General features: G+C 61.3%; 19 protein-coding genes. 11 read left to right on the top strand and 8 right to left on the bottom strand.

Annotated elements, in window-relative coordinates:
- Nucleotides 1-16: 16 nt before the first annotated feature.
- The 9 genes from M0H32_RS07865 to M0H32_RS07825 all read left to right on the top strand — a co-directional run bounded on the left by M0H32_RS07865 (nt 17) and on the right by M0H32_RS07825 (nt 9,989).
- Nucleotides 17-1,339, top strand: coding sequence for a homoserine dehydrogenase (locus tag M0H32_RS07865; RefSeq protein ID WP_248153022.1), 1,323 nt, complete (start codon nt 17-19; stop codon nt 1,337-1,339).
- A 51-nt stretch (nt 1,340-1,390) separates the two neighbouring features.
- Nucleotides 1,391-2,386 (top strand): class II fructose-bisphosphatase, encoded by a 996-nt coding sequence (gene glpX, locus M0H32_RS07860; protein ID WP_248153015.1) that lies wholly within the window; start codon nt 1,391-1,393, stop codon nt 2,384-2,386.
- A gap of 11 nt (nt 2,387-2,397) precedes the next feature.
- A complete protein-coding gene (gene recJ / locus M0H32_RS07855; RefSeq protein WP_248153005.1) occupies nt 2,398-4,215 on the top strand; it encodes a single-stranded-DNA-specific exonuclease RecJ in 1,818 nt (605 codons plus the stop codon).
- 84 nt (nt 4,216-4,299) lie between these two features.
- Nucleotides 4,300-4,491 carry a hypothetical protein gene (locus tag M0H32_RS07850; RefSeq protein WP_248152998.1) on the top strand — a complete coding sequence of 64 codons (192 nt, stop codon included), beginning with the start codon at nt 4,300-4,302 and terminating at the stop codon, nt 4,489-4,491.
- 86 nt (nt 4,492-4,577) lie between these two features.
- Nucleotides 4,578-5,468 (top strand): nitrilase-related carbon-nitrogen hydrolase, encoded by an 891-nt coding sequence (locus tag M0H32_RS07845; RefSeq protein WP_248152996.1) that lies wholly within the window; start codon nt 4,578-4,580, stop codon nt 5,466-5,468.
- Between the two features lie 114 nt (nt 5,469-5,582).
- The gene (locus M0H32_RS07840; RefSeq protein ID WP_248152994.1) at nt 5,583-6,068 is read left to right on the top strand and encodes an NUDIX hydrolase; all 486 of its coding nucleotides are present in this window, start codon (nt 5,583-5,585) and stop codon (nt 6,066-6,068) included.
- A gap of 142 nt (nt 6,069-6,210) precedes the next feature.
- Nucleotides 6,211-7,725 (top strand): inorganic phosphate transporter, encoded by a 1,515-nt coding sequence (locus M0H32_RS07835; RefSeq protein WP_248152992.1) that lies wholly within the window; start codon nt 6,211-6,213, stop codon nt 7,723-7,725.
- A 244-nt stretch (nt 7,726-7,969) separates the two neighbouring features.
- Nucleotides 7,970-8,374 (top strand): NUDIX hydrolase, encoded by a 405-nt coding sequence (locus M0H32_RS07830; protein ID WP_248152990.1) that lies wholly within the window; start codon nt 7,970-7,972, stop codon nt 8,372-8,374.
- Nucleotides 8,375-8,495: 121 nt separating this feature from the next.
- Entirely contained in the window at nt 8,496-9,989 is a 1,494-nt protein-coding gene (locus M0H32_RS07825) for an inorganic phosphate transporter (protein WP_248152988.1), read from the top strand.
- A gap of 10 nt (nt 9,990-9,999) precedes the next feature.
- On the opposite strand, the gene M0H32_RS07820 is transcribed toward M0H32_RS07825, so the two are convergent.
- The 6 genes from M0H32_RS07820 to M0H32_RS07795 form a co-directional block, all read right to left on the bottom strand.
- On the bottom strand, nt 10,000-10,725 hold the full coding sequence (locus M0H32_RS07820; RefSeq protein WP_248152986.1) for an endonuclease/exonuclease/phosphatase family protein: 726 nt from the start codon (nt 10,723-10,725) through the stop codon (nt 10,000-10,002).
- Nucleotides 10,726-10,797: 72 nt separating this feature from the next.
- On the bottom strand, nt 10,798-12,159 hold the full coding sequence (locus M0H32_RS07815; RefSeq protein ID WP_248152984.1) for an HD-GYP domain-containing protein: 1,362 nt from the start codon (nt 12,157-12,159) through the stop codon (nt 10,798-10,800).
- Between the two features lie 80 nt (nt 12,160-12,239).
- Nucleotides 12,240-12,815 carry a sarcosine oxidase subunit gamma gene (locus M0H32_RS07810; RefSeq protein WP_248152977.1) on the bottom strand — a complete coding sequence of 192 codons (576 nt, stop codon included), beginning with the start codon at nt 12,813-12,815 and terminating at the stop codon, nt 12,240-12,242.
- Nucleotides 12,808-15,810: a sarcosine oxidase subunit alpha family protein gene (locus tag M0H32_RS07805; protein ID WP_248152974.1), complete on the bottom strand. Its 3,003-nt coding sequence runs from the start codon at nt 15,808-15,810 to the stop codon at nt 12,808-12,810. The genes M0H32_RS07810 and M0H32_RS07805 overlap by 8 nt, the downstream gene beginning before the upstream one ends.
- Nucleotides 15,807-16,112: a sarcosine oxidase subunit delta gene (locus M0H32_RS07800; protein ID WP_248152970.1), complete on the bottom strand. Its 306-nt coding sequence runs from the start codon at nt 16,110-16,112 to the stop codon at nt 15,807-15,809. Before M0H32_RS07800 ends, M0H32_RS07805 begins: the two co-directional genes overlap by 4 nt.
- 15 nt (nt 16,113-16,127) lie before the next feature.
- Nucleotides 16,128-17,381 carry a sarcosine oxidase subunit beta family protein gene (locus tag M0H32_RS07795; protein WP_248152968.1) on the bottom strand — a complete coding sequence of 418 codons (1,254 nt, stop codon included), beginning with the start codon at nt 17,379-17,381 and terminating at the stop codon, nt 16,128-16,130.
- 391 nt (nt 17,382-17,772) lie between these two features.
- Between M0H32_RS07795 and M0H32_RS07790 the strand changes: the two genes are divergently transcribed.
- Complete coding sequence (locus M0H32_RS07790; RefSeq protein ID WP_248152965.1) at nt 17,773-18,885, top strand: S-(hydroxymethyl)glutathione dehydrogenase/class III alcohol dehydrogenase; 1,113 nt, start codon at nt 17,773-17,775, stop codon at nt 18,883-18,885.
- Between the two features lie 174 nt (nt 18,886-19,059).
- Nucleotides 19,060-19,887, top strand: coding sequence for an S-formylglutathione hydrolase (fghA, locus tag M0H32_RS07785; RefSeq protein WP_248152962.1), 828 nt, complete (start codon nt 19,060-19,062; stop codon nt 19,885-19,887).
- Here fghA and M0H32_RS07780 read toward each other — a convergent pair.
- Both M0H32_RS07780 and M0H32_RS07775 read right to left on the bottom strand, forming a co-directional pair.
- On the bottom strand, nt 19,884-20,954 hold the full coding sequence (locus M0H32_RS07780; protein WP_248152954.1) for a lysophospholipid acyltransferase family protein: 1,071 nt from the start codon (nt 20,952-20,954) through the stop codon (nt 19,884-19,886). The genes fghA and M0H32_RS07780 overlap by 4 nt on opposite strands.
- The gene (locus tag M0H32_RS07775) at nt 20,951-22,372 is read right to left on the bottom strand and encodes a cytochrome P450 (protein WP_248152953.1); all 1,422 of its coding nucleotides are present in this window, start codon (nt 22,370-22,372) and stop codon (nt 20,951-20,953) included. The genes M0H32_RS07780 and M0H32_RS07775 overlap by 4 nt, the downstream gene beginning before the upstream one ends.
- Between the last annotated feature and the right edge of the window lie 48 nt (nt 22,373-22,420).

Here is a 22,420-nt window from a genome sequence, read left to right as displayed (position 1 = left end):
CTGGACTTTTTTCTGCATGGCTGAAGCATTGAAAATAGGCGTTGCTGGTCTTGGCACCGTTGGAGCGGCCGTCGTGCAGCTCCTGTCGAAACATGGCGGTCAGATTGCCCGCAAGGCCGGCCGCGCCGTCACCGTGACCGCGGTCAGCGCCCGCGACCGGTCCCGTGACAGAGGGTTTGATGCCTCCGGTTTCGAATGGTTCACCGATCCGGTCGAGATGGCCGAGAAGGCCGATATCGACATCTTTGTCGAACTGATCGGCGGCGACAACGGTCCGGCCGAGGACAGCGTCCGTGCCGCGCTCAAGCGCGGCATCCATGTGGTGACCGCAAACAAGGCGCTGCTGGCCAGGCATGGCGTGGATCTCGCCGGTCTCGCCGAGGCCAACAAGGCCTGCCTGAACTACGAGGCCGCGGTGGCCGGCGGTATCCCGATCGTCAAGACCCTGCGCGAATCCATGGCCGGCAACGATGTCAGCCGCATCTACGGCATCCTGAACGGGACCTGCAATTACATCCTGACACGGATGGAGGCCGACGGCATCAGTTTCGAAGACTGCCTCGCCGACGCGCAGCGTCTCGGATATGCCGAGGCCGACCCGACCTTTGATATCGAGGGCAACGACACCGCGCACAAGCTTGCCATCCTGACCAGCCTGGCGTTCGGCACCAAGATTGCGAGCGACGACATTTATCTGGAGGGGATCACATCGATCACCACCGCCGATATTCAGGCTGCCGACGAACTCGGGTTCCGTATCAAGCTTTTGGGCGTGGCTCAGCGCACCGAAACCGGGATCGAACAGCGCGTCCACCCGACCATGGTGCCGAAATCGTCGGCGATTGCCCGCATCGACGGCGTGTTGAACGCCGTCGCGGTCGATGGCGATTTTGTCGGCGAGGTGATCCTGGTCGGACCGGGAGCCGGTGGCAACGCGACGGCGTCCTCCGTCGTTGCCGACATCGCCGATATCGCTCGGGGAGACGAGACGCCGGTTCTCGGCATGCCGGCGGAGGATCTTAAGGACTATCAGCGGGCGCGCATGCGCATGCATGAAGGCGGCTATTATATCCGCCTTGCGGTCAACGATCGGCCGGGTGCGTTTGGCGAGATTGCCCGCTGCATGGGAGAAGCCGGCATTTCGCTTGAATCGATCGTCCAGAAGCGCCATTCGACAGGCGATGTGCATGTGAAATACAACGCGGATGTGCCTCAGCCTGTCATCTTGATCACGTATGAGACCACCGAGGTCGCGATCAAGCAGGCGCTGGAGACCATCATGTCCAAGGGCGTCGTGGCCGAACAGCCGCAGATGATCCGGATTGAAAAACTGAATTGATGCGTGAGTGCCCGCCCAGGCGTCTTGCGGGGGGAGAGACTGGAGATGTTGATGTCCAATACTGAAAATCAGCCGTCGAGCGGCCTGGACCGCATTCTGACGCTGGAGCTGGCCCGCGTCAGCGAGCGCGCGGCGGTGTCCGCGGCGCGCCTGCGCGGTCATGGCGATGAAATGGCCGCCGATCAGGCGGCGGTGGACGCAATGCGCCGGGAACTCAACCGGTTGCCGATCGACGGCACGGTGGTGATCGGCGAGGGGGAGCGCGACGAAGCGCCGATGCTCTATATCGGCGAAAATGTCGGCACCAAGCAGGGCCCGAAAGTGGACATCGCCCTCGACCCCCTCGAAGGCACTACGATTTGTGCCAAAAACCTGCCGAATTCCCTGGCCGTGATCGCGCTGGCGCCGGCCGGTGACCTTTTGAATGCGCCGGACAGCTACATGGACAAGATCGCGATCGGTCCGGGCTATCCAGCCGGCCTGATCGATCTGGATGCACCGATTGCGGAAAACATCGCCGCCGTTGCCAAGGAAAAGGGCGTCAAGGTCGATGAAGTGACGGCCTGCGTGCTCGACCGTCCGCGTCACGCCCGCCTGATCGAGGACATCCGTGCGACCGGCGCGGCGATTCGCCTGATCGGCGATGGCGACGTGGCCGGTGTCATCCATACCACCGACCCGGAAGAAACCGGCATCGACATCTATGCCGGTATCGGCGGTGCGCCGGAAGGCGTTCTGGCGGCGGCGGCGTTGCGCTGCATCGGCGGCCAGATGCAGTCGCGCCTGGTGATCACCCGCGACGAGCAAGTCGAGCGCGCGCACCGCATGGGCATCGAGGACATCAAGAAGAAGTATACGCTTGAGGAAATGGCAGGACCGGATGTGCTGTTCGCAGCCACCGGCGTCACCGATGGCAATTTCCTGCAAGGGGTGCGCTTCGGCCGTCATCACATCACCACGCACACAGTGGTGATGCGTTCCTCCACCGGGACGGTGCGCTATATCAAGGCCCAGCACACGGATCTTGAAAAATTCCATCTGGACTGAGCCGGGACTGAATGCTGGGAAACACCGTGGAAGAAGACCGGCGGCTCGTTCTCGGGGTCGCCCGGTCGGCAAATGACAATGCCTGGCGCGAGCGCTTGTCGGCTGACGACACGCGTGCAGCCATGGCCATGTCCCAGACCCACGGCCTTCCTGACGTTCTCGCCCGGGTGATGGCGGCGCGAGGCGTCCAGCCCGATGACGCCGCAGCCTTCCTGGAACCGTCTCTCAAGGCGCTGATGCCGGATCCGTCCACGCTGGTGGACATGGATGAGGCAGTGGCCCGTGTTGCGGACGCGGTCGAAGCCGGCAAGAAGATCGCCATCTTCGGCGATTATGACGTCGACGGCGCGACGTCTTCGGCGATTTTCGCCAAATACCTTCAGTGGCTTGGCCTAGACCCGGTGATCCATATCCCGGACCGCATCATCGAAGGCTATGGCCCGAACGGCCCGGCCATCGAGGCCCTGCGCGAGGGCGGTGCGGAGCTGCTGGTGACGCTCGACTGCGGCAGCACATCTTTCGAAGCCTTTGAAACCGCAAAGCGGCTGGATCTGGATGTGGTGGTCATCGACCATCACCAGGTGGGCGAGGCGCTGCCGGAGGTCCGCGCGCTGGTCAATCCGAACCGGCAGGACGATCTTTCCGGTCAGGGCCATCTGGCTGCGGTCGGGGTGACCTTCCTGTTTCTGGTCGGTCTGAACCGGGAACTGCGCAAGCGCGGAGCTTTTCAGACCGGCCGCCAGCCGGACCTGATGGCGCTGCTCGACCTGGTCGCGCTCGGAACCGTTTGTGACGTGGTGCCGCTTCAGGGGCTCAACCGGGCCTATGTCAACCGAGGGCTCGCCGTGATGCATCAGCGGCGCAATTACGGCCTGACGGCGCTGGCCGACGCCGCGCGGGTGAGCGGCAAGCCGGCACCCTATCATCTCGGCTTTCTGGTCGGCCCCCGGATCAATGCGGGCGGTCGGATCGGCGATGCCGCGCTCGGCGCGCGCTTGCTGACCACCGAAGACCCGCATGAAGCCCGGGCGATCGCCGAGCGGCTCGATCAGCTCAACAGCGAACGCCAGGCGATGGAAGCGGTCATGCTGGAGCAAGCAGGCGTCGAGGCCACCCTTGCCATAGAGGCCAGGGACCCGGCGGTGCTCTTGACCGGCTCGGAAGACTGGCATCCGGGCATTGTCGGCCTGATCGCCTCCCGGCTGAAGGAAGCCCATCGTCGGCCGGCCTTTGCGATTGCCTTTGACGAGACCGGCAAGGGGACAGGCTCCGGGCGTTCCATTCCGGGTGTCGATCTCGGCAGGGCGGTGCGGCGGGCGGTCGAGGAGGGGCTTCTGGAAAAGGGCGGGGGGCACGCCATGGCGGCAGGCCTCACGGTTCAGAGGGACAAGGCAGGCGAGCTGGAAACGTTTTTCAACGATGTCCTGAAAGACGACGTCGAAGCTGCTTCCTCGCATCGTGAACTCAAGATCGACGCGGCGCTGACGGCGACGGGCGCAACCTTGGATCTTCTGGAGCTTCTCGAAAAAGCAGGGCCTTACGGGGCCGGCCATTCGGAGCCGGTGTTCGTGTTTCCCGCCCACCGCGTCTCCTTCGCGGACGTCGTCGGCAAGGGCCATGTCCGTGCGACGCTCGCTTCCGGGGACGGTACGGGCCTGAAAGGCATCTGTTTCAAGGCGGATGACAAGCCGCATGGCAAGATGCTGCTGGAGGGCAGGGGCCGGAACCTCCATGTCGCCGGAACCCTGTCGATCGACACCTGGCAGGGCACGCCCAAAGTCCAGCTGCGCATTCTCGATGTCGCGGATCCGCAGAAAACCAGGCTTTGATGCCCGCCTGGTAAAAGTTGTTAACCAAACGATAAGGGTCTTTCATCATCCTGCGAGTCCACGAAGGAATCGTGAGGATCCGACATGCGCGCTCAGAACGAGCTCTCGCCTTATTTCGCGGAAATTGATCGACGCACGGACAATGCCCTGAAGGGCATCCGTGAAGTCAGAAGATCAGCCAAACTCAAAGCCTTGCCCAAGGAGCCGACATCAGGCGTTGTCGGCACAGGACTGCTGATCGCTCTTGTGGCTTTTGTCGGATTGTTCCTCGACTGATCCGAATTTCTGCTTTTTGCGGCTTGTCCTGACCTTCGCGCTGCCGTTATCTCTGCCGTCTTGATTGTAACAAGACGCAGGGCATCATGGCTGGCTATCCGATCGCACTTTGGTCCTTCAATCTCGGGCGCGCACCCGATTCCGTCGAAGCGTTTGCGGCGCAGATCGAAGAGGGCATGCTTCGGGCGTCGGAGGCCGGCGCGAAACTCCTGATGCTGCCGGAATACCTGAACGAGTGCTGCCTTGCCTTCAAACCGGACGGGTTGCGGCCGGACCAGGAAATGGATTTTCTGGCGGATGTCGCCACGGACCTCGTTCCGAAACTGTCGCCTCTGCCTGAAAAATATGGTGTCTCGCTGCTCGCCGGGTCCATGCCGGTCAAGACCGCGGCAGGGATCACAAACACCGCTTTTCTCCTGACTTCGGACGGCCGGGAAATCCGGCAGGACAAATTGTGCCTGACCCCGTTCGAACAGGGCTCCGACGCCTGGCGGCTGATACCGGGAACCGAGCTGAAGCTGTTCGAGCTGGACGGACTGAAAATGGCGATCCTGATCTGTCTGGATGTCGAAATGCCGGCCCTCAGCAGCCTGCTGGCGAAAACGGATCTCGATCTTCTGCTGGTGCCATCCATGACCGAGATGCTTTCCGGATATCACCGCGTTTTCTGCTGTGCCAAGGCGCGGGCCGTGGAACTCATGTGCGCGGTGGCCGTATGCGGTGTGGTCGGCGCGTCCAAGGGCACCACCCAAAACGAATCGAATGTGTCCGGCGCCGCGCTTTACCTGCCATGCGAAGAGGAATTCGGGTTCACGGGCGTTGCCGCGGAGATTGCACCGACTGATGGCAAGAACCTGGAAGAACCGTTCCTGGTTGCCAATGTGCCCTTGAAGCAACTCCGTGACCTAAAGTCAGGAAAAGCAGAGGTTTGGCCCGGTGCCTGGTCGGCAGATCATGTCAGGGTTTTAGCTGGCTAAGCGAAATTCCGGAGAAAGTTAGGTCTGCAGCAATGTGCACGGTGTGCACATTTGACTTTACGGCACTGCGACAAACGTCTATACAGCGCTCATTCGACAACAGGTGGTTTGGAGATGAGTGTCGCAAAGGCAATGACAGCGCAGGACGGCTCGTGGCTGCACGGTTTAAGTGGTTTGTTCTTCAAGCCGCTCCGTTTGCAGATCGCGGCCCTGTGCTTTCGCCAGGGCGACCAGGAACCGGAGATCCTGCTTGTCTCCACGCGGGGCACCGGGCGTCTGATCCTGCCCAAGGGGTGGCCCGAAACGGACAAGCCGGCCAGCCAGACTGCAATTATCGAGGCCTATGAGGAAGCCGGAGTTGTCGGCAAGGCGGATCCGCGTCCGATTGGCAGTTTCCGGTCGTTTAAGGGATTGTCCGACGGGATCAGGATCAGGACCAAAGTGCTGGTCTTCAAGATCCGGCTTGAAAAGCAGTTGAAGGATTTTCCGGAAGCGGGGCAGAGAGAATGTCTCTGGCTGCCGCTGTCGAAAGCCATCGAGACGGCGGACGAGCCCGCCTTGAGACGGTTCCTGCGCAAACACCGACACGATCTCACGTAATCACTCTGTGACTATTGCGTTTGGACGACAGCGATGACGCATCGCTGTCGTCTAAATATGCAACTGTGGGTTTTGCGACCTGAAGATGTTTAGCCCGATGTGGGCCTTGTAAAAAGAATGGAAGAACGGTGAGGCCGACTGCGTGCTGACGAACAGAGACCTTAAACCAAAGGCTCTGGACAAGGACCTCGACAGACTTGGATTTTTGAGCGACGCCGCCGAAGCGATGGGGCGACGGCTGACGGGGCTCGGCCTCGCCGTCATCTTTCTGGGGCTGTGCGCCGCCGTTGCAGCAACCCAGATCGTGTCGACCGATGTTTCGGACATGCTGATCCTGGTATCCGCCAGCGCGATCGGCGGTTACATGGCGCTCAACATCGGGGCGAATGACGTCGCCAACAATGTCAGTCCCGCCGTCGGCGCGCGTGTGATCACTCTTGGGGGCGCGCTCATCCTCGCGGCGATCTGCGAAAGTGCCGGCGCGCTGCTGGCGGGTGGCAGCGTCGTGACGACTGTTTCCAGCCAGATCCTGAGCCCGGCAGACGTTCCGCACAACTTTGTCTTCATGCAGGCCATGCTGACGGCGATGGCCGCTGCCGCGCTCTGGATCAACTTCGCAACGCTGATCGGCGCGCCGGTGTCAACGACACATTCAATCATTGGCGGCGTGGTCGGGGCCGGGATCGCGGCAAGCAGTTTCGGTGCGATCAACTGGACAACGGTCTCCGTTATCGCTGCGTCCTGGGTGTTTTCGCCCGTGCTGGGCGGGCTGATCGGCGCCTGTCTCATGGCGTTTATCAACGCCCGTGTCGTTTATACGGCCAACAGGATTGCTGCGGCCCGTTTTTGGTTGCCGATCCTGCTCGGTCTGATGGGGGCGACTTTCACGGCGTTCATTCTCCTGAAGACCTCCAGTCGTTTCTTCACGCTTCCTGACGGACTGTCGCCCGGTCTTTCAGTCCTGGTCGGACTGTTGATCTGGTCGCTCTACCGGCGGCTGGTCATGGCGCAGACCGTCATGACGGAAGACAGCGCGCGCGCCCTCAGAAACCTGTTTGCCGTTCCTCTCATGGTGACCGCAGGGCTGTTGTCCTTTGCCCATGGCGCCAATGACGTGGCGAATGCGATTGGGCCTCTTGCCGCGATCGTTCTCAGTCTTTCGACCGACTTTCCGGATCTGGTGTTCTGGTATCTGGGAGCCCTTAATCCGGTTGTTCCGCTTTGGGTGAGCGCCGTCGGTGCCTTCGGGATCTCTGCAGGTCTTTTGCTGTTCGGCCGCCGGTTGATCACGGTTGTCGGCAAGAAGATCACCAAGCTGAATCCGGTACGGGCGTTTTGCATCACGCTGGCAACGGCATCCACGGTTCTGGGAGCGTCCGCGCTCGGCTTGCCGGTATCGTCGACGCATATCGCAGTTGGCGCCTTGTTCGGTGTCGGTTTTTACCGGGAATGGTACCGCAACAGATATTACGCGGAAAACGGCGTCATGAAGCCGCGCAAGATGCTCAAGAACCGGGAAGAACGCCGACGCAGGCTGCTCGTCCGCCGCTCCAACCTGCTCACGATCGTCGCGGCCTGGGCCGTGACGGTGCCGGCTGCGGCCCTCCTTGCGGCGGGACTGTTTCATCTGTTGAGCCTGGTGATGTCGGTCAGCTGACGTGCCCTGGCGAGGTCCGTTGACAGGTTCCGATGTTCCCGAAGAGAGCTGCCGCTGACGCCAGCGTAAGTGTTTTTGACTAAAATGAGCACTCAGTGCATTTGTTTGACGGCGTATTTCTGATACCCTTCAGGTTGAAGACCAACGCATTCGTAAGGACATCATGGCTTTTTCGTATTCAGGTCCCGACTACCGTCCCTCCTTCCTGCAAAGCGTGTTCGCGATGTTTCGCCGGCCGGCACGGTTGCAGATCGCGGCGCTTTGTCACCGGATGCGTGATGGTCGGGCGGAGGTTCTGCTGGTCACGTCCAAGTCGACCCGTCGCTGGATCCTGCCGAAGGGATGGCCGATCCTGTCGCACCGGGCTCACCGAACCGCGGCGATTGAAGCGTTCGAGGAAGCCGGTGTGGTCGGCAGAGTTCACAAGAATCCCTTTGCCAGCTTTTCTTCCTACAAGGGCGGTGAGGCCGGATTGAAGATCCGGACGGAAATTCTTGTGTTTCTTGTCGATGTAGACAGCGTTGCCGAGGAATTTCCGGATTCGGCGGAACGGGACAGTCGCTGGGTTTCCATCGAGGAAGCTATCAAAATTACCAATGATTCTGGTCTGGCAGACGTGTTCCGCAAACTCGAACACTTGTACGGCTAAGAAAAATCGTCCAATTCACGCAGTTCCGGTTGACCTTTTGGAGCGATTGTTTATGGCAATCGCCAACCGAGACCGTCCGGCATTCCCGATGGGATGCCGGTAAGCCGCGAACTGGACTGTCATGCCGAATTTGAAAAAGCCGACGCTCGACAAGGATCTCGACAAGTTCAGCTACATGGAGGAGGCGGCCGGGTCTCTCGGGCGCGGCCTGATTGCACCCGGTATCGCGCTGGTCTTCATAGTGTTGTGCGCACTCGGTGCCAGAGCCTCGATGTCCGGTGCTCCTGGTGCGGTTGTGATCGTCGCCGCAGCGGCCATCGGTGCCTATATGGCGCTGAACATCGGCGCCAACGACGTTGCCAACAATGTCGGTCCGGCCGTCGGGTCGCGCGCCATGACCTTGGTGACGGCCCTGATCATTGCGGCGGTGTTCGAGAGCGCAGGCGCTCTGATTGCCGGCGGCGATGTTGTCGGAACGATTTCGAAGGGCATCATCAGCCCGCAATCGATCTCCAGCGCCTCCGTTTTCATGGCCGCGATGATGGCGGCCTTGGTGTCGTCCGCGCTCTGGATCAATCTGGCAACCTGGATCGGCGCGCCGGTATCGACGACGCACTCGATCGTCGGTGGCGTCATGGGCGCGGGCATTGCCGCGGCCGGTTTCAGCGCGGTCAACTGGGTGACCATGGGCAGCATCGCTGCCAGCTGGGTGATATCGCCCTTTCTCGGCGGGCTGATCGCAGCCGGTTTTCTTGCCTTCATCAAGTCCTTCATCATCTACCAGGACGACAAGATCGCCGCCGCGCGAAGATGGGTGCCGGTCCTGATCGGCGTCATGGCCGGCGCGTTCGCCAGCTATCTGGCGCTGAAAGGTCTCAAGAAGATCGTCAAGATCGATTTGCCGATGTCGCTGCTTCTGGGCTTTCTGGTCGGCCTGGCCGTATGGTTCTTTGTCCGTCCCTTCATTCGCCGGCAGTCCGAGGGACTTGAAAACCGGAACCAGTCTCTTCGCATTCTTTTTTCCGTTCCGCTGGTCTGTTCCGCTGCGCTGTTGTCCTTTGCCCACGGCGCCAACGATGTGGCCAATGCGGTCGGTCCGCTAGCAGCCATCGTCCACACGGCCGAGCTTGGCGAAGTGGCGACCAAGGTGAGCATCCCGCTCTGGGTCATGGCCGTTGGCGCTTTTGGCATCTCGTTCGGATTGCTGCTGTTCGGTCCGAAGCTGATCAACATGGTCGGTCAGCAGATCACCAAGCTGAACCCGATGCGCGCTTACTGCGTGTCGCTCTCCGCAGCGATCACCGTCATCATCGCCTCCGGTCTGGGTCTTCCGGTCAGTTCGACGCATATCGCGGTCGGTGCCGTGTTCGGGGTCGGATTCTTCCGGGAGTGGTATACCGAGCGCTCCAAACGTCGTCTGGACTATGTCAACAAGCATCAGGCGGCAGGTGGACCCCAGGTTCGCCCGGTTCGCAACCGGGAAGAGCAGGCGCGCCGGCATCTGGTGCGCCGGGCGCATTTCATGACCATCATAGCAGCGTGGATCGTGACGGTGCCGGCAGCCGCCGTGCTGTCCGGCGCGCTCTATTTTGTCATGATCAAGCTGATCGGCTAACCGGTACCGATCAATCCTGGCGGGCGGCCAGATGTCCTGCCGGTTCCAGGGTCAGATGTGCCCAGACCGGCAGGTGGTCTGAAGCGACCCGGGCTGTTTTGGACTTGTGCACGCCGGCCTTTTCAACAGTGAATTCCGGGCTGGTGATGATCCGATCGAGACTGCCGACGGGCAGGGGGCTCGGAAAGCTCTTGCCCGGCGTTGTCACTTCGTAATGCTGCTCGAACAGCTTGATGCTGCCGGCAGTGTCGCGCCACTCGTTGAGATCGCCGATCAGCACGGTCGGCAAATAGTCCAGATGTTCGTGCAGCTGGTGCATCAGTGACGTGATCTGCTTCTTGCGGAAATGGCCGACAAGGCTGAGATGCATCGCGGCGACCCGGATCTTTTCCCCGCCGACATCCAGGTCCGCGGCCACTGCGCCGCGCGGTTCCAGCGTGGGCAGGTCGATCCGCCGGTGATCGACAATGCCGATCGAGTTGCGCACAAGGATGGCATTGCCGTGCCAGCCAAGGCTCCGGTCCCGGGTTGCGAAGGGCACGGGGCGATAATCGGTTTCCGCCAGGATGCTTTCGGGATCCAGCGTGCTTTCACGGGGGCCGAAGCGCTTGTCGGCCTCCTGCAGCGCCAGAATATCGCAGTCCAGCTCGCGTATGACCTTGAGAGTCCGCTCCGGACGGCGGCGGGCATCGACGCCGATCGCTTTTTGGATGTTGTAGGAACCGATCTTGAGCATGTCAGTCTATTGGCGGGCGAACGGGGCGGAATGCAAGCGGAACAGCGCTTTGACACGGAAATTGCGGCCAATTTAGGCAGCCTTGATCTGGTCCATGCGTTCGGTTGCGCGTTTCAGGGCGTCAAAGCACTTCTTGTCGAGCGCCGGTCCGACGTCTTCTTCCATGATCCCGAGGGCCTTGGGCAAAGACATCGGGCCGCGATAGGGCCGCTCAGCCGTCAGGGCGTCGAAAATATCCGCCGTCGTCACGATGCGCGTCTCCATCGAAATCCGGCTGGCCGTCAGGCCGTCCGGATAGCCCCTTCCGTCCAGCTTCTCATGATGCCCGCGGGCAATCGGCGACAGGTCCTTGAAGGTCTCGATCCGGGAGAGAATCTCGTCGGAATAGACCGGGTGCATGCGGATCTGCTGCCATTCCTGGTCATCGAGCTTGCCGGGCTTGTCGAGAACGGAATTGCTGACGCCGAGTTTGCCGATGTCATGCAGCAGGGCGGCGCGTCGCAGGAGTTGCCGGTCACGGGGGCTGTAACCCAGTTCTTCGGCGATCATGTCCGTATAAAGCGTCACCCGCTCGCTGTGGCCGGCCGTAAACGGGCTCTTGCTGTCGATCACGAGCGCAAAGCCGTGCGCGATGTCGTCGAGCTGGTCTTCACTGGCAAAACGCACATTCTGCGCCGGTTCGAGCCCGTAAACGATGGCGTCGATCCTGTCCGATCTCAAGGTGGTCCAGAAGGTCGGGTTGCGGGCGACGATTTCCGCCGCTTCCACCAGGGCTGGATCGAACCAGCCACCGGCGCGCTCGCGCAATTCCTTGAGGGCGCTCTCCGGACCGGAATTGATCTGGAAGACGTCCATAACCTGGGCCAGCAGAGCGATTTGCGAGAACACAGGGATACTTTTGCCCTGAAGGCCCATGGGGCGTCCCTGGCCGTCCCAGTGTTCGTCCAGGCTGAAAATGCCGTCGACCACCAAATCCGAGAAATGCATCTGCCGGGCGATATCCGCGCCGCGCTGGCATCTGGTCTCGATCATCTCGTTGGCGATGTCGCCGCCGTTTTGCAGGATGTTGACGATGGCGCGGACGCGCTCTGCGAAACCGTGTTTGAGACCTGTATGGCCCAGCACGAACCGCAGCGCGGCCGGCAGGCTGTCGCTGATGGTCTTGTAGTCGTGTTTGAAGGTCAGGTCGTCGGTGAGATAGAGCTCGCAGATTCTGGCCGCGTTGCTGGAGCAGCCGAGGTCCTTCAGGAGCAGCGTGTAGTAGAGATCGCTCAACTGAGCTTCGCTCAAGCCGATCTGGCGGCCGACGTGAATGCCGATCCAGCAACAGCGCACACAATGACCGCGGGGCTGGCCTTCCGTGATGTCCAATGCATGGCTGAGTGCGCCGAGCAGTTCCGCCAGTCGCAGCTGTTTCGAGACGAGATCGGACATGAACGGCAATCCTTGCAGAACCAGTTGGTTCGCAAGGATTGCAGGGCTTTGTTAAGATCGGGTGTTCCCGAAGGAGGCCATCAGGCGGCGGCCAGTTCCTGGCCTACCTGGACCAGCAGGCCGGAGACATAATCCATGAACGACACCCAGGATTCGACCACGAAGGTGTCCGGCCCCGTCCGCCACAGCATCACCGGTGCCTTGTGGAAGATCGTCCGGGTGACGGTGCCGACCGGAAAGGCCTCCAGCGACAGATCGATGAAGATGCCCGTGTTGAGCAGCCATTCGGCCTTGGCACCACTGACGATCACCGCCAGGGAGCGATGGGACACGTCGACGAGGGCATGCGGCGTGTCGCCAAGACCTTTCTCGATTGCCTCGAATACCGCGTTCAGCTCCTCTTCGGGAGCCAGAAGCGTCCACTCGTCCGGTCCCATCCAGAGCGCGGCCCGTTTCGGGGCTGTGCTGTTGGAAAGCGGCTGGACGGGCAGGGCGACACCAAAGGCTTTGCCGGCGGCCTTGAGGGACCCTTCACGGCCGCGATAGGACAGGCGCGTCACCGGCACCGCTTTCAGGATCGACACATCCGCTTGGGCGAGGAGCGGCGCTTCGCCCGCGTCCGGCGTGATCAGGTCGTTTGCCAGAAGATCAGACATTGAGCCGTGCTCCTTCCTTGTCATAGAACACCGGACCGGTCACTTCGACCGGGATGCTGCCATTGGGCATCGGCACATAGAGGGTCTTGCCTTCCAGGGCGTGACCGTTCTTGACGATGGCCAGCGCGATGTTGCGGTCAAGCGCCGGGCTGTAATAGGACGAGGTCACGTGGCCTTCGGCCGGCGTGCCGGTGGCCGGGTTCTCGGCGACCGTGATCTGCGCGCCTTCCTCCAGCTTCACCTTTGGATCCTTGGTCAGGAGACCGACGAACTGCTTGCGGTTTTCCGCCACCAGATCCGGCCGCTCCAGACCGCGTTTGCCGACGAAATCCAGCTTCTTCTTGCCGATGGCCCAGCTCATGCCCGCGTCCTGCGGGGTCACCGTGCCGTCCGTATCCTGGCCGACAATGATGTAGCCCTTTTCGGCACGCAGCACATGCATGGTCTCGGTACCGTAAACCGTACCGTTGTGCTTCTCGATTTCCTTGGCCAGTGTTTCCCACATCATCTTGCCATGGCGGCGCGGCACGTTGATTTCGAAGCCGAGTTCGCCGGTGAAGGAGATGCGGAACAGGCGGCAGGGAACGCCGCAGAAGGTTGCTTCCACGACACTCATATGCGGGAAGGCTTCCGCGGAAAGATCGACACCCTCGATGAAGGGGGCGATGACCTCACGCGCTTTCGGTCCCTGGACCGCGGCCACGGCGAATTGCTCGGTGGTCGAGGTGATCCAGACATCGAGATCCGGCCATTCGGTCTGCAGGTAGTCTTCCATGGTCGCGAACACGCTTGGCGCGCCGCCTGTTGTGGTGGTCACGTGGAAGCGGTCCTCGGCGAGACGGCCAATGACACCGTCATCAACGATGAAGCCGGCATCGTTCAGGAGCAGGCCGTAGCGGCAGCGTCCCGGCGCAAGTTTCTTCCACGGGTTGGTGTACATCCGCTCCAGGAATTCGGCCGCGTCCGGACCGACCACCTCGATCTTGCCGAGGGTGGAGGCATCGAACAGGCCGACGCTTTCGCGGGCCGTCTTGCATTCCCGGGCGACGGCGGCGTGCATGTCTTCGCCGTCTTTCGGGAAATACCAGGTACGCTTCCACTGGCCGACATCTTCATAGACGCCACCGTTTGCCACGACCCAGTCATGGGACGGGGTGTTGCGGACCGGGTCGAAGAAATCCCCGCGCGAGACACCGGCGAACAGGCCGAAGGTTGTCGGCGTGAACGGCAGGCGGAAGGTAGTCAGGCCGACATCCGTCACCGGACGTTCCAGCGCCCCGGAGGCGATCTGCAGCGCGTTCATGTTGGACAGGCGTCCCTGGTCGGTCGCCATGCCGGTCGTGGTGTAGCGCTTGATGTGTTCGATGGACTGCATGCCTTCGCGCACGGCCAGCTTGACGTCCTTCGCGGTGACGTCGTTCTGGTAGTCGACAAAGGCCTTCACGCGGGCGGCGTTGCGGTCATGCGGAAGGGCGCCGAGGGTCCCGCCCGCACCGGCTTCGCCGCCGGTCGCGACCGAATAGGTGATCTTGGCGGACTTGCCGGTGGCCGCCTTGGCGGCTTCCTCGCCGGCCGCGTAGCCGTCCTCCAAGGTGGCCTGCAGGCCGTAGAGGCCTTTGGAAGCGCCCGTGGAACGTTCGTTCTGGACGGATTTGCCGGGCACATAGGCGCCCTTGTCCGCATCCCACACAACCTTGCCGCGGGATTGGGAATAAAGGCTGACCGTCGGGGTCCAGCCACCGGACATCAGGATCGCGTCGCAGGCGACCTGGCCACCCGAGGCGACCTTGCCGGAGGTCATCAGCTTGCCGAGCAACGCGCCCTTGACCCGCTTGCGGCCGAGGGTGCCGGTGACGACACAGCCGGCTTCCACGCGGATGCCGCGAGCTTCCGCGATCGAGATCAGGTTTGCCGGCGGGGTTTCGCGCATGTCTGCGATGGCGACCACTTCGACACCATGGTCCTTCAGATCGAAGGCGGCCTGCCAGGCCGTGTCGCACGCCGTCGTGACCAGAACCTTGTGACCGACCTTGACGCCGTAGCGGTTGAGATAGGTCCGGCCGGATTCGGCCATGAGAATGCCCGGGCGGTCGTTTTCCGGGAACACCATCGGCCGTTCGATGGCGCCAGCTGCAATCACGACTTCCTTGGCACGGACCTGCCACAGCCGTTCGCGTGGCAGTTTCGGGTCCGGGTTGGAGAGGTGCTCGGTCACGCGCTCGGCCAGGGCGACAAAATTATGCGCGAAATAGCCGAAAGCGGTGGTGCGCGGCAGCAGGGTGACGTTGTCCATCGTCATCAGCTTGGCGATGGTTTCCGCGACCCAGTCACACGGATCCTTGCCGTCGATGCTGGCGCTGGTCTCGCTCAGAAGAGAGCCGCCGAATTCGGCCTGTTCGTCACACAGGATGACCTTTGCGCCGGTTTCCGCTGCCGCAAGAGCGGCCGCCAGACCAGACGGGCCGGAGCCTGCGACCAGGACGTCGCAATGGACATAGATGTTGCCATAGACATCGTGGTCCGGGTTTTTCGGCGGTTTGCCGAGACCGGCCGCGGCGCGGATGATGGGCTCATAGACCCGGTCCCAGAAGGACTTCGGCCACATGAAGGTCTTGTAGTAGAAGCCGGCCGGGAACAGCGGCGACATCAGGTCGTTGACAGCGCCGATGTCGAAACCGAGCGACGGGAAGCGGTTCTGCGAGATCGCTTCCAGGCCCTGGTAGAGCTCAACCTGGGTGGCGCGCAGGTTCGGCGTCTGGTCGCCGTTGCGGTAGACGCCGACCAATGCATTGGGCTCTTCCGAACCGGCGGAGATGATGCCGCGCGGACGGTGGTACTTGAACGACCGGCCGACAAGGTGAACGCCGTTGGCGAGCAGGGCGGAGGCAAGCGTGTCGCCCTTGTGGCCCTGCATTTCCTCACCGTCGAAGGTAAAGGTCAGCTGTTCGGCGCGGTCGATCCGGCCGCCTTTTTCTGTACGGAATGGCTGGCTCATTTGCCGGCCTCCTTGGCAATCGCTTCAAGGTCCGGCATGGTTTCGCCGGCCTTGTAGAATTTCAGGAACCTGTCGCTGACGGTGTCGCGGACAGCGTTGAAGAAACGGCCGCAGCCATGGATGTGGCGCCAGCGTTCGGCATAGACACCCTTGGTGTTGGTGCGCATGTAGAGGTAGTTGACCCAGTCCTCGTCGGAGACCTGCGTCGGATCGGCCGGGCGGGCGATATGGGCTTCGCCGCGGCAGGCGAATTCCGTTTCGGCGCGCTCGACATCGCAATAAGGGCAGTAAACCAGCAGCATCTGATGAAATCTCCCTTAGTGCGCAACGGCGGCGGCTGCCGCTTCGTCGATGAGGCGGCCGGTGCGGAACCGGTCGATGGTGAAGGGTGCGTTGATCTTGTGCGGCTCGTCCTTGGCAATCGTGTGCGCAAAGACATGACCGGAACCTGGCGTGGCCTTGAAGCCGCCGGTGCCCCAGCCGCAGTTGACGTAGAGGCCCTGGACCGGGGTCTTGGAGAGGATCGGCGAGCGGTCCGGGGTCACGTCGACAATGCCGCCCCAGTTGCGCAGCATGCGCATGCGGCGGAAATGCGGGAACAATTCGCAGATCGCGTCAATCGTGTGGTTGGAGATGTGGATGCCACCTGCCTGCGAATAGGAGATGAACTGGTCGGTGCCAGCGCCGATCACCAGTTCGCCCTTGTCCGACTGGGAGATATAGGCGTGGATAGTGTTCGACATGACCACGCATGGGAACGCCGGCTTGACCGGTTCGGAGACCAGCGCCTGCAGCGGGAAGGATTCCAGCGGCATGCGCACGCCGGCCATGTCCATGATGGTCGAGGTGTGGCCCGCGGCAACGACGCCGACCTTCTTGGCCTTGATGAAACCCTTGGCGGTCTCGACGCCCTCGACGGCACCGTTCTGGCCACGGCGGATGCCGGTGACCGCGCAATTCTGGATGATGTCGACACCAAGGGCGTCGGCGCCGCGGGCGTAACCCCAGGCAACCGCGTCATGGCGGGCCGTACCGCCGACGCGCTGCAGGGCCGCGCCCATCACCGGATAGCGGATGTTTTTCTCGATGTTGAGAGGCGGACAGTATTCCTTGGCCTGCTCGGGCGTCAGCCATTCATTCTGGACACCAGCCAGCCGGTTGGCGTGAATGTGCCGCTGGGCAACCTGAACGTCATGAACCGTGTGCGCCAGCATCATCACGCCGCGCGCGGAATACATCACGTTGTAGTTCAGTTCCTGGGACAGACCCTGCCAGAGACCAATGGCGTGATTGTAGAGCCCGGCGCTTTCCTCCCAGAGATAGTTTGAGCGCACGATGGTCGTGTTGCGGCCGGTGTTGCCGCCGCCGAGCCAGCCCTTTTCGATCACCGCGACGCTATGGACGCCATGTTCCTTGGCAAGGTAATAGGCGGTTGCCAGTCCGTGCCCGCCGGCGCCGACGATGACAACGTCATATTCGGCCTTGGGTTCGGGGGCACGCCACTGGCGGCCCCAGTTCTGGTGCGCGGAAAAGGCGTTTTTGGCCAGTTCCAGGAAGGAATATCGCTTCATCAAGCGGCTCCGCACGTTGCCGACCGGTTGTCCGGATGTACCGGAATGCCCCCGTCTGGATTGTTTCGCATAAAGGACTGGGCCAGCACCACTGCCGGCAAGGCCGCATCCATTGCGGGGCATATTCGCGATTGGGTCAAGAGAAGCGTATCAGGTTTCGGTCGCATGCTTGTCTGAATGCGACATAGGTGTCGGAACCTGGCAAGCAAGGCGCGTTTCCCAGCGGAATACCGGCGAAAACCGGCTGTTTGCCGCCAGAACACGCCTGCCATAGTCAAAGCATTTTGCTGTTGGATTGCGCAATCCCGACAATGGATGCCGCATCGGTTCTTGCATTTGAGAGCCCAGGCGTTAACTCTCGCGGGAACAGTCCAGTCAGGGAGAACAATCCATGGAAGTGCGTGCAGCCGTGGCCGTAGGGGCCGGAAAACCGCTCGAAGTCACCACTGTCAACCTGGAAGGGCCGCGCGCCTTCGAGGTTCTCGTCGAGATCAAGGCCACCGGCATCTGCCATACGGATGAATTCACCCTGTCCGGTGCCGATCCGGAAGGTCTCTTCCCGGCGATCCTCGGTCATGAGGGTGCCGGTGTCGTTGTCGAAGTCGGGCCCGGCGTCACCACGCTGAAGCCGGGCGATCATGTCATTCCGCTCTATACGCCGGAATGCCGGACCTGCGAATACTGCCTCAACCCGAAAACCAACCTGTGCCAGTCGATCCGCTCGACCCAGGGACAGGGCCTGATGCCGGACGGCTCCTCGCGCTTCTCCACGCTCGATGGCGATCCGATTCTCCATTACATGGGCACGTCGACTTTCGCCAATTACACCGTCGTTCCGGAAATCGCCCTGGCGAAGATCCGTTCCGATGCCCCTTTCGACAAGGTCTGCTACATCGGTTGCGGCGTCACCACCGGGGTCGGCGCGGTGATCAACACCGCCAAGGTCGAGATCGGTTCCCGTGCCATTGTCTTCGGTCTCGGAGGGATCGGCCTCAACGTCATCCAGGGCTTGCGTCTTGCCGGTGCCGACCAGATCGTCGGTGTAGACCTCAACCCGGCGAAGAAGGAAATGGCCGAGCGCTTCGGCATGACCGATTTCGTCAATCCGAGCGAAGTCGAAGAGGATCTGGTGCCCTATCTGGTCAACCTGACCAAGGGGGGCGCCGACTACACCTTCGATGCCACCGGCAATGTCAATGTCATGCGCACCGCGCTGGAATCGGCACACAAGGGTTGGGGCGAAAGCATTATCATTGGCGTGGCGCCGGCAGGGGCCGAGATTTCCACCCGTCCGTTCCAGCTGGTCACCGGCCGGTCCTGGCGCGGGACGGCCTTCGGCGGTGCGCGTGGCCGGACCGACGTTCCGAAGATTGTCGACTGGTACATGGACGGCAAGATCGAGATCGACCCGATGATCACGCATACCATGCCGCTGGAAGACATCAATAAGGGCTTCGACCTGATGCATGCGGGCGAGTCGATCCGCTCGGTCGTGCTTTACTGATCGTTTGGTCGTCGTCACAAAGCACGTTTGAAACCGTCGTCATTGCAGGACTTGATCCTGCAATCCATGCCGTTTCGCCCGGTGCAATTGGCCGGGCTGGCTGTTTGGTGAATGAAACGGCATGGATCCCATGGTCAAGCCTTGGGATGACTAAGAAAGAGTAGAGGCGTTTTGATGAAAACCATTTCCGAGAACAGGTGCTTCGGCGGTATGCAGGGCGTTTACAGCCATGAGTCGGAAGCTTGTGGCTGCGAGATGACCTTCGCGGTCTACATGCCGCCGCAGGCGCAGGACGGACCGGTGCCGTGCCTGTGGTATCTGTCCGGACTGACCTGCACCCACGAAAATGCCATGATCAAGGCGGGCTTGCAGGCCCATGCCGCTGAATTCGGCCTGGCGCTGGTGTTTCCCGACACCAGCCCGCGAGGTGAAGGCGTCGCCAACGACGAGGCCTATGACCTGGGGCAGGGCGCGGGATTTTATGTCAACGCCACCGAAACGCCCTGGGCGCCGCATTTTCAGATGGAAAGCTATGTCGCGAGCGAACTGCGCGACCTGGTCACCGAGAACTTCGCCATTTCCGTCCATCACGGCATCACCGGTCATTCCATGGGGGGACACGGTGCCCTGACGCTCGCCATGAAATACCCCGGGCACTACCAGTCGCTGTCTGCCTTTGCGCCGATTGCCAATCCGACCCAGTCCGACTGGGGCCGAAAGCAGCTTGGCGCCTATCTCGGCGGAGATGAAAGCGCCTGGACAGCCCATGACGCGACTCTGCTCTTAAAGGACAAGGGCTGGAGCGGCGACATTCTTGTCGACCAGGGCGCGGACGATCAGTTCTACGATCTGCTGAAACCCGGGGCTCTGGTGGCTGCACTCACCGAGACGAAGACGGCACACAGCTACCGTCTGCAGGAAGGCTATGACCATTCCTACTATTTCGTCTCGACCTTCGCCCGCGATCACATCGCCTGGCATGCGGCGAGGCTGAAGGGCTAACCGGCTGCTGCCGCATTGTCACGGGCAAGGGCTCTGGCATAGAAGCTTTTTTCAAACGACTGCGGCAGCCGCAATTCGCTCAGCATGTACCATTCTTCGATGTTTTGCAGCACGATCGGTTCAAAGACGTCGTTGAGTGCGCGGACCGTGTCCGCAACGTCGTAATTTGCATTTGTCCGCCGTTCGAGCGGCGGCAGGATCGTCATGCGGAACCGGGCTGGACCGGTCCGGGTCAGGTAAGTCGGCAGAAGCGTACCACCGCAGGCATTGGCGATCTTGATGGCGACCACGGCATTGCCCTTCGTGGGAGCCGGGCGTCCGAATAGCGGCAAATGCACCTGTTTGTCGCGCACTTCGTCGATGAAGATTGTCATCGAATATTGGCCACTGGTCATCAGACGGTGAAGACGATAAGCGCTGCGCTGGCCGGGAGGGAACAGAAACTGGTTCCGTTCCTTGCGGATGGCGTGGACAATTCGGTTCTTGAAACGGTTCGGCTCCGGCTGGAACGGGCCGATGCTCGGCCCGGAAAGGCCCTCATGGATTGCAACGAACAAGGCTTCCCAGGTGGCCAGATGCATGGACGTGAAGATGACCGGCCGACCGGAACTCCGGACAGCTTCGAGGTGCTCTAGCCCCTCAACTTCTATGCGAGAACTCTTCCATAGCTTATTGACAATGCAGAATTCAGAGATGGTTCGCGCTATATTCCGCCAAAACCTGTCCAGCGCATGTGCCTCCGCCTGCCTGCTTGTCCACCTGCCTGGTGTCAGGGCGGAGAAGTTTCTGCTGATGCGCTTCGGAAAGATCTTGTCGCGGTAGGACCAGCGCATCATCGGCACCAGCACATGCCCGAACCCGGACACGAGACCGCTGGGGCAGTGCTTCAGGACGTGATGGAAGACGGTGTTGAGAACGCCGTCCTTAGTGTGCCTCAACCAGTGCATCCTGGCATTGAGACGCCGAGCGGGATCACCGGCTGCCAGGTCACGGATCGGCGGAGCGTCGGGCTCCGGACCGAGCGTTTCGGCGAAGGCAATGTCTTCCAGCCGCAAATGCCTGGTCATGACCGCCTTGGATGAAGTGTCATGGGCAGGTTTTCACCAGGGCGCAGGGTCAGACGGGCGACAGGTTGAACGTCGACGCCTTCCTTGAGCTTCAACTCGAACTGCTGGGCCAGAATGGCGAGACTCAGAATGGCTTCTGTCATGCCGAATTGCAGGCCGGCACAAATACGCGGCCCGATACTGAACGGGACATAACCGTATTTGTTGGGCTTCTTGGACTTGGGATCGAGGAAACGGCCCGGGTCGAAGACATCGGGTTTCGACCACAGCACCGGGTTGCGGTGCATCAGCCACGGTACGACCATGACCAAAGACCCCTTGGGAATCGGCTTGTTGCCAATGGTCGTGTCGGCCATGGCCTCGCGGCCCAGAATCGGAACCGGTGGATAAAGCCGCAGAGTTTCCTCGATCACGGCCTTGGTGAAGGGCAGGTCGGCAACATCCTTGAAGGTTGGCGTGCGGCCATTCAGAACGGTGTCAAGTTCCTGCTGAAGCTTCAAACGGCTCTTGGTGCAGTTGGACAAGAGGAACCATGCCCAGGCGAGCGTGTTGGCCGTGGTTTCATGACCCGCCATGAAGATGACAGCCGCTTCGCTGATGATGGCGTTGCGGCTGAGGGGGGCGCCGTTTTCGTCACGCGCTTCCAGCAAGCCGCCGATCACCGACGCTTCGCCCTGTTCTTTCTGTGCCTGATAACTTTCGATGATCTGGTCGAGCACCGTCATGATGCGCTGCACAGGCTTCTTGATGGCACGTCCGCGAAACCGGGGGAGCCATTCGGGAAGCCCGAACAGCGACAGGAGATCGATTTGGTCGATGTGGCGTTGATAATCCGTGAAGCCCTGGACGACTTCGGCGGCGTGATTCTTGCCGAGATTTCGGCCGAAAATGGTCCTGCAGATGATTTCCGCCGTCAGATGCGCCATATCGGCAAGTGCGTCGATCTCGGCACCATCCCCCAGAGCCGCCCACTCGGCGCGTTTTTCCTCGATCGTATCGATCATGATCGGGGCGAAGCCCTTCACGCGCGATCCGTGAATGATCGGGGCGACCACCTTGCGTCGCTTGGCCCAGGTTTCGGTGTCGCTGATGAAAAGACCATCGCCGAGGAGCGGTTCCAGGGCGTGGCGCATTTGGGGTGTCTTGCGCTGAAGCACTTCATGATTGGTCTGAAAGGCCTCGCGCACAACGTCCGGGCGATTGCAGATCACCAGTTCCCGGTTGAAGATCTTCTTGCTTCTCAGGCGGCTTTGAAAATCGTCAATGCCCCAAATCGCGAGAAAATTCCGTTTGGCCAAGCCGATCAACGTCCAGACTGGCGGCATCTTCTCATGGCGGAACGGATAGGGCGGCACAAATTCGGTGGCCTGGCTGGCCTCCCGAGCCCCGTTCTTGGGCAATTCAGCAGTAACGGTCACTAAAATAATCCAGTTTCGCTGTCAGTTGCGTCCGCAATAACGCATCAG

It is taken from the genome of Roseibium sediminicola, assembly GCF_023156505.1.
Taxonomy (GTDB): domain Bacteria; phylum Pseudomonadota; class Alphaproteobacteria; order Rhizobiales; family Stappiaceae; genus Roseibium; species Roseibium sediminicola.
This window is presented reverse-complemented; position numbering and strand designations above follow the sequence as displayed.